Source organism: Vibrio sp. 704, assembly GCF_033339295.1.
The window spans coordinates 1-636 of sequence record NZ_JAWOUH010000578.1 but is presented as its reverse complement, the minus strand read 5'-3'; the positions used below and the strand labels follow the sequence as shown (position 1 = coordinate 636).

The following is a 636-nucleotide window of genomic DNA, read 5'->3' as shown; positions in this document are numbered from 1 at the left end:
AAGATCATCGGCAAGAACAACAATGTCTCCTTGGTTTGCTCCTGCTTGTGAAAATTGACTTAACGCCAATTCGATCGCAGCAGGGAGGTTCGAGCCTTGGAATGGCATCAGCTCTGGCGACAAGTTCTCGATGATACCTGCTAGCGTACTAGCATCCGTCGTTAGCGGACTCAAGCTGTAGGCATCGCCTGCATAGGCGATCAATCCAGTCGCCCCCTCTTTCCACTTTGGCAACAAGTCCAACGCTTTGTAACGTGTTTGAGTAAGGCGATTGGGTTTGATGTCGCTGGCGTACATCGAGCGAGACATATCTAGCACTAGCATGCGATTTTGGCTTAGCTCGAAGCTTGGACGTGTATTTGATTGCCAGCTCGGCCCAGCGAGCGCTACGCAGGCAATCGCCCAAGCCAAGCCCCAAATCGTAAAATAGGGTTTGGACTGGGTGGTTTGCCCAAGCATTTTGGCGAGGTGCGGGGCAATCAGCGCGGATTTTTTCGCTCTAAATTTTTGATTAATCAGGAGTACGAAGGGGATTGCTATCAGTCCCAGTAACCAATATGGGTTAAGGAAAGTAAACTCAGCCATGTTTTCTCCTTAGCAGGAACAACAACATAGAAAGCACTAAAGCTGCACTCA

1 protein-coding gene is annotated in these 636 nt (G+C 49.4%); it reads right to left on the bottom strand.

Going from position 1 to position 636, the window contains the following annotated elements; translation table 11 throughout:
• The coding region (locus R7R24_RS27855) for a VWA domain-containing protein (protein ID WP_318120309.1) at nucleotides 1-585 on the bottom strand (585 nt) is incomplete at its 3' end.
• Between the last annotated feature and the right edge of the window lie 51 nt (nucleotides 586-636).